Source organism: Micrococcus sp. KRD096, from assembly GCF_017168495.1.
GTDB classification, from domain to species: Bacteria; Actinomycetota; Actinomycetes; order Actinomycetales; family Micrococcaceae; genus Micrococcus; species Micrococcus luteus.
The window spans coordinates 26,283-32,384 of the sequence record NZ_JABFAY010000016.1; the positions used below are offsets into that span (position 1 = coordinate 26,283).

The 6,102-nt window shown below is 74.2% G+C and carries 7 protein-coding genes; 4 read left to right on the plus strand and 3 right to left on the minus strand.

Annotation, left to right across the window (positions count from 1 at the left end; genetic code table 11):
• Window positions 1–31: 31 nt before the first annotated feature.
• Window positions 32–1,429 (minus strand): 23S rRNA (adenine(2503)-C(2))-methyltransferase RlmN, encoded by a 1,398-nt coding sequence (rlmN, locus tag J1M41_RS07265; RefSeq protein ID WP_036384305.1) that lies wholly within the window; start codon window positions 1,427–1,429, stop codon window positions 32–34.
• Window positions 1,422–2,294, minus strand: a complete 873-nt coding sequence (locus J1M41_RS07270) for an oxygenase MpaB family protein (protein WP_206451452.1) — start codon at window positions 2,292–2,294, stop codon at window positions 1,422–1,424. The genes rlmN and J1M41_RS07270 overlap by 8 nt, the downstream gene beginning before the upstream one ends.
• 345 nt (window positions 2,295–2,639) lie before the next feature.
• Between J1M41_RS07270 and J1M41_RS07275 the strand changes: the two genes are divergently transcribed.
• The gene (locus tag J1M41_RS07275; RefSeq protein ID WP_255843399.1) at window positions 2,640–2,912 is read left to right on the plus strand and encodes a three-helix bundle dimerization domain-containing protein; all 273 of its coding nucleotides are present in this window, start codon (window positions 2,640–2,642) and stop codon (window positions 2,910–2,912) included.
• Between the two features lie 287 nt (window positions 2,913–3,199).
• On the opposite strand, the gene J1M41_RS07280 is transcribed toward J1M41_RS07275, so the two are convergent.
• A complete protein-coding gene (locus J1M41_RS07280; protein WP_206451453.1) occupies window positions 3,200–4,444 on the minus strand; it encodes an isochorismate synthase MenF in 1,245 nt (414 codons plus the stop codon).
• A gap of 198 nt (window positions 4,445–4,642) precedes the next feature.
• Between J1M41_RS07280 and J1M41_RS07285 the strand changes: the two genes are divergently transcribed.
• From J1M41_RS07285 to J1M41_RS07295, 3 genes are read left to right on the plus strand one after another with little or no spacing between them, the layout of a single operon-like run.
• On the plus strand, window positions 4,643–5,410 hold the full coding sequence (locus J1M41_RS07285; RefSeq protein WP_206451454.1) for a low molecular weight phosphatase family protein: 768 nt from the start codon (window positions 4,643–4,645) through the stop codon (window positions 5,408–5,410).
• A 39-nt stretch (window positions 5,411–5,449) separates the two neighbouring features.
• Window positions 5,450–5,830: a metal-sensitive transcriptional regulator gene (locus J1M41_RS07290; RefSeq protein WP_100058590.1), complete on the plus strand. Its 381-nt coding sequence runs from the start codon at window positions 5,450–5,452 to the stop codon at window positions 5,828–5,830.
• Window positions 5,831–5,871: 41 nt separating this feature from the next.
• A complete protein-coding gene (locus J1M41_RS07295; RefSeq protein ID WP_036339566.1) occupies window positions 5,872–6,090 on the plus strand; it encodes a heavy-metal-associated domain-containing protein in 219 nt (72 codons plus the stop codon).
• Window positions 6,091–6,102 lie beyond the last annotated feature (12 nt).

Here is a 6,102-nt window from a genome sequence, read left to right on the forward strand (position 1 = left end):
CGGTGAGCGCCGCGCGAGGGGCCTCGGCGGGTCAGTCGACGTCCTCGGCCGCCAGCTGGCCGCACGCGCCGTCGATCTCCTTGCCACGGGTGTCGCGCAGGGTGGTGGGGATGCCGGCGGCGTTGAGCCGGTCCACGAACTCGCGCGTCACGTCCTTCTCCGAGGCGGTCCAGATGGAGCCCGGCGTCGGGTTCAGCGGGATCGGGTTCACGTGCACCCAGCCCTTGCCCCGGGCGTTGAGCTTCTTGGCCAGCAGGTCGGCACGCCACGCGTGGTCGTTCATGTCCTTGATGAGCGCGTACTCGATGGACACCCGGCGGCCGGTGGCCACGAAGTAGTCGTACGCGGCGTCGATCGCCTCGTCCGCCTTCCAGCGCGAGTTCACGGGGATCAGCTCGTCGCGCAGCTCGTCGTCCGGCGCATGCAGGGACAGCGCGAACGTCAGCGGCACGCCCTCCTCGGCCAGCTTCCGGATGGCCGGCACCAGGCCGACGGTGGACAGCGTGATGTTCCGCGCGGACATGCCCAGGCCCTCAGGCGAGGGGTCCACCATGCGGTGCACGGCGGCCATCACGCGCTTGTAGTTGGCCAGGGGCTCACCCATGCCCATGAACACGACGTTGGTGACGCGGTCGGCGTCGTGCCCGCCGTCCTTGCGCTTGCCGCCCAGTCCGCCCTGGGCGATCACCTGGTTGGCCAGCACGATCTGCTCCACGATCTCCGCCGTGGACATGTTGCGGGTCAGCCCGGCCTGGCCCGTGGCGCAGAACGGGCAGTTCATCCCGCAGCCGGCCTGGCTGGACACGCACAGCGTCACGCGGCCGGGGTACCGCATCAGCACGGACTCCACGAGCGCGCCGTCGAACAGCCGCCACAGGAACTTGACGGTGTCCCCGCGGTCGGTCTCCATGCGCCGGACCTCGGTGAGCAGCGGCGGGAAGAACGCCTCCGCGATCGCCTCCCGCTTGTCCTTGGGCAGGTCCGTCATCTGCTCCGGATCGGTGGTGTAGTGCTCGAAGTAGTGCACCGAGAGCTGCTTGGCGCGGAACGCCGGCAGCCCGATCTCCTTGGCCTTCTCCTGCCGTTCCTTCAGCGTGAGGTCGGCCAGGTGGGTGGGCGGCTGGGAGACGCGCGGCTGCTTGAACTGCAGCTGCGGTCGGCCGTCCGGGCCCATCGGCTGGGTCCAGCCCTCGGTCTTCGGCATCACCTGGGGGCGCTCGGCGGTGGCGGCCTCGCGGCGCTTGGGCGCGGAGAGCTGGTGGCCGACGCCGGCGCGGCGCATGCGCTCTCGGTCCTCGGCGAGCTGGCGCGCCTCGGACTCGTCGATCAGGCCGCGCTCGGGGCGGCCGAGGGCCGGCTTGCCGGCGCGGTCCCTCTGGCGGTTCGGGGTGGGCTTCGATCCGGGGCGGCGGGGCTGGTAGTCAGACATCGGCACCATTCTCCCAGACGGGGCGGACATCCCGGCGGGTCGCCTCCGCGACGACGGCGCCACGCGGCTCCCGCGTCCGGGGCAGCCCCCGCAGGACCCAGCCCACGACGACGCCGCGCACCGTCGCCGGCAGCGGCCGGTACACGGTGCGCGCCAGCCCCCAGAGGCGTGCCTCCCGGACGGAGTCCCGCCCGCTCCAGGACCAGCCGAGGCCGGCGCGCACGCGCCCCGGGAGGAGACCGGCGGTGACGAACCGGGCCAGGGGCAGGGCGGCTCGCAGCGGCGCGGGGACGCCATGGCCGGAGAACAGGTCGGCGGCGACCCGCCGTGCGTCGTCCGTGACCTCGAGCCGGGCCACCCGGTCGTCCCAGTAGTCCGCGAACGCCGCGCGGTCGACCGGCCAGGCGGAGGCGGGGACCTCGAGGCTCGTGGCGAGCGGGGCGTACCCGCGGTAGAGGCGGTCGGCGTCCTCGGCGTCGAGGGCGCCCCACATCCGGCGGCGCACCTGCTCCCCCATCGCGTAGAGGGTGGCGGCCACCCAGAGCTGGGCGTCCGGGTCGGCGGCGTCGTAGGGCTGGCCTCCGGCGTCGACCCCGCGGACCGGGCGGTGCGCCGCCCGCACCCGGTCGACGACCGCGTCGCGCGCCGGCGCGGCCTCGGGGAGGGTGACCGCGTAGATGTAGGCGAGCGTGTGGCGGAGCCGGCGCATCGGGTCCTCGGTGAACCGGGAGTGGACGGCGACGCCGGCCCCCACCGGCCGGTGCGCCACCTGGAGCAGGATCGCCGCACCGGCGCCGGCGAGGATCACGGCCTCGCGGGCGAGGGCGGCCGCGGAGGTCGGGGCGGAGTGGCGGTCGGGGCGCATGGTCCCAGCCTCGCACCGGGCCGGGAGGAGGGGCAGGGGGCCGAGATGAACGGTGCCGTTCACCTTCTGTTCATCTTGCTGTTCGCCTGCCGCTCGTGGCACCTCGATCCGAAAACCGCATGATTGCGCTGATTTCGCGCCATCCAGGCATGTGTGGCGGAGTGCCTCAGGTCACGTTGGTGAACACGGAGTTGCACTCTGGGAGGAAATCTGTAAACTTGTTCACAAGCAGTTCACCTAGCGTTTACGGAACGCGAGGTCGGGACTCCACCGAACTCATCACCCGCGGCCCCACCGCGACGATCCACCGGACTCGTGGTCCGGCAACCGAAGGAGGTGCTCACCGTGAGCATCAACACGACCAGCCACCACCTGCCCACCGCCCCGAGCCCCCTCATGCAGCGCCACGTGCTCCAGCGCGTCGAGGAGGCCCTCCTCCGCCGCTTCGAGGGCACCGTCACCGCCGAGACCGTCCGCTCGGTCGTCCGCGAGGTCGTCGCCGACCTCAAGCGCGGCGCCCGCATCACCACCTTCCTGCCGGCCCTCGCCGAGCGCGAGGCCACCCGCCGCCTCCAGGCCACGACGCCGGCCCACGAGGCCATGGCCGTCGCCGCCTGATCCCCCACACCGACGCGACGACCCGTCGGCCCGCCCCGCGAGGGGCCGTGGCCGGCGGGTCTTCTCGCGTCCCAGACGCTTTCGTTCGGGAAACGGCGGGCCCCAGGACGCTTTCGTTCGGGAAACGGCGTCACCGCTCCTTGCTGATGCGGCCATCCGGCACCTCCGCTCCTGGGCGCCGTTCCATCGCCGCCCACGCAAATCCGGCGTGCGGCGCCGTTTCCCGAACGAAAGCACCGCGACACGCCGCCATTTCCCGAACGAAAGCGCGACCGGCACGGGAGGCCTCAGTCCTCGGCGACGCCCAGCGCTCGGCGCATCGGCAGGAACTTGGCCCGGATCTCCGTGACCTCCTCCTCGGGCACCGCTCCCGGGACCATCCCGCCCCCGGCCTGCAGCCGCACCCCGCCGGGCACCTGCTGGCCGCAGCGCAGTGCCAGGGCGATCTCGCCGTCGCCGTCCTGATCCAGCCACCCGACCGGCCCGGCGTAGCGGCCGCGGTCCACGGGCTCGACCTCCGCGATCACCCGCACCGCGTCCGGCGTGGGGGTCCCGCCGACGGCCGCCGTCGGGTGCAGCGCGGCCACCACGTCCAGCACGGTCCCCCGCCCATCCCGCAGCCGGCCGCGCACGGACGTGGCCAGGTGGTGCACGTTCGGCAGGGTCAGGACGGTGGGCGCGGGGTCGTCATCGGCGAGGTCGACGACGGGCGCCAGCGCGTCCAGCACCGACCGCGCCGCCCAGCGATGCTCCTCCGCCAGCCGAGGGTCGGAGGCCAGACGATCCCGCAGCGCGGCGTCCTCCTCCTCGTCCGCGCCGCGCGGCATGGACCCCGCCAGCACCCGTGAGCCCACGAGCCCCGCGTGCCGCGTGGCGAGGACCTCGGGCGTGGCGCCCAGCAGTCCGCCGACGGCGAACACCCAGGTCTGCGGGTACTCGCGGCGCAGGGCCCCTATCGCCCGCCACAGGTCGGCGTCGTCCGCGGGGACGGTCATCGTGCGGCTGATCACGACCTTCGCCAGCTCCCCGCCCGAGTCGGCCATCCGCGTCAGCAGCTCGCGCACCCCGGCCGCGTAGCCGGCGTCGTCCCAGGCACGGTCGGCGACGTCGGCGGGCAGGGGCACCGCACCGTCGGCCAGCAGCCGGGCTGCACCGTCCGCGGCGACGGCGGCTGCGAGCGCGTCCGCGTCCACGTACTGGGCCACGTCCCGCACGCCGGACGGCGTGGCGCGGCGCAGATCCGCGGGGATGCGCAGGACCGCGGGCTCGGGCGAGTCATCGGCGAAGGTCGAGGAGATCCAGCCCCGCAGCGGGGCCGTCGGGTCCGGTCGCCCGGCGACGGCGGCCTGCCACAGCGCGGAGAGCCGGCGGAGCCGGTCGGCGCCGTCCAGGAGCACGGTCCAGCCGCCCTCGCCCCGCCACGCGTCGTCCCCGTGCGCCCACAGCACCGCCCGGGCGAACGGGGGGACGGCGGCCTCGGGGGTCCCGGTCGCGGGGGTGCCGAGGTCCGGGAGCAGGGAGCGGACAGACATGGCTCCCATTCTCTCCCACCTCGGCGGACCCCCGCTCCGGGCCCGGGCCTCAGCCGCCACCCCGACGACGGCGGCGAGCGGCGTCGTCGTGCGCGGTGGGATCCCGCCAGGGCTTGCGCCGGCACACCCGACGTCGCAGGGTGGGGGCACCTGTTCACCTCGCGTCCAGCCGACCGCCTTCCCCGGAGGACTCGCACCATGGCCCCCATCCCCCCGGACCCCCACGCCGATCACGCACCGGCGGTGGACGACATGCCGCTGGACACGCCGGCCGCGCCGGACACCCCCGCCGCGGTGGGCCCCGTGCCGCACGGGATGGCCGCGCACGTGCTCGAGCGCGAGGTCGGGCCGCTGAGGGCGCGCTTCCCCGGCGTGGCCGACGAGGCGACGGTGCGTCAGCTCCTGTTCGACTCCTACGCCGAGCTCGCCGCGACGAGCCGCCACCCGGAGATGCTGCCGACCACCGCGGTGCAGCATGCCGCCTCGCGCCTGCGCGCCAGGGCGATCAACCAGGGCAGCATCGAGTCCCGCCACCCGCGTGTGCTGTTCGTCTGCCACGGCAACGCCGGCCGCTCGCAGATGGCCGCGGCCCTGCTCGAGAACCGCACCCACGGCGAGGTCAGGGCCCGCTCGGCCGGCACGGAGCCCGCCGGCGAGGTCATCTCCACCGCGTTCGAGGCGATGAACGAGATCGGCATCCCGCTGCACCACACGTACACCAAGGGTCTGGACCCGGACGTGCTCCGGGCCGCCGAGATCGTGGTGCTCTTCGACGGCGCGGATCCGTTCGAGATCCCCGAGGGCGCGCAGGTGCAGAAGTGGTCCGTGCCGTCGATCCGCGGCATGAGCCTCGAGCAGGTGCGCGGCGTGCGCGACGCCCTGGACCTGCAGGTCCGCGGTCTGATCGCCGATCTGGGGGAAGCCGCCGCCGCCCCGCTGCCGGACGAGGGCACCCGCACCGGCTGACCCCTTGACCTATACCCCCCTGGGGTATAGAACGGGGGTATGAGCACGGACAGCACGACGACGGCGCCCGCCGCCGCCTCGCCCCTTCCGTCCGCCGCGGCGGACGCCTGCGACGGCCACCGGCCCCCGCACCAAGTCCACCGGGACAAGGCGAAGCACCTGGCGCGACTGCGCCGCATCGAGGGGCAGGTGCGCGGCCTCCACCGCATGGTGGACGAGGACGTGTACTGCATCGACATCCTCACGCAGGTCGCCGCCGTCACGAAGGCGCTGCAGTCCCTCAGCCTGAACCTCACCTCGGAGCACCTGCGTCACTGCGTGGCCGAGGCCGCGGTGCAGGCCGAGGCGGAGGGCCGCACCGAGCTCATCGACGAGAAGGTCGCCGAGGCGACGGCAGCCCTCGGCCGCCTGCTGCGCTGACCGGCGCCGTCGCCCACCCACCACCGCACGAGGAGCACGAGATGACCACCACCGACCTGAAGATCACCGGCATGACCTGCGGCCACTGCGCCGCCTCCGTCCGGGAGGAGCTCGGCGAGATCGCCGGCGTCTCCGCCGTGGACGTGGACCTGAACGCCGGGGGCGTGTCCACCGCCACCGTCACCTCCGAGGGCCCCCTCGACCCCGCCGCCGCGCGCGCCGCCGTCGAGGAGGCCGGCTACACGCTGGTGGAGGCCTGACCCCATGACCCA

Excerpts from the sequence above, each read along its gene's own strand:
- rlmN (WP_036384305.1), bottom strand. The coding sequence starts at position 1,429 with ATGTCTGACTACCAGCCCCGCCGCCCCGGATCGAAGCCCACCCCGAAC.
- J1M41_RS07270 (WP_206451452.1), bottom strand. The coding sequence starts at position 2,294 with ATGCGCCCCGACCGCCACTCCGCCCCGACCTCCGCGGCCGCCCTCGCC.
- J1M41_RS07280 (WP_206451453.1), bottom strand. The coding sequence starts at position 4,444 with ATGTCTGTCCGCTCCCTGCTCCCGGACCTCGGCACCCCCGCGACCGGG.
- J1M41_RS07285 (WP_206451454.1), top strand. The coding sequence starts at position 4,643 with ATGGCCCCCATCCCCCCGGACCCCCACGCCGATCACGCACCGGCGGTG.
- J1M41_RS07290 (WP_100058590.1), top strand. The coding sequence starts at position 5,450 with ATGAGCACGGACAGCACGACGACGGCGCCCGCCGCCGCCTCGCCCCTT.
- J1M41_RS07295 (WP_036339566.1), top strand. The coding sequence starts at position 5,872 with ATGACCACCACCGACCTGAAGATCACCGGCATGACCTGCGGCCACTGC.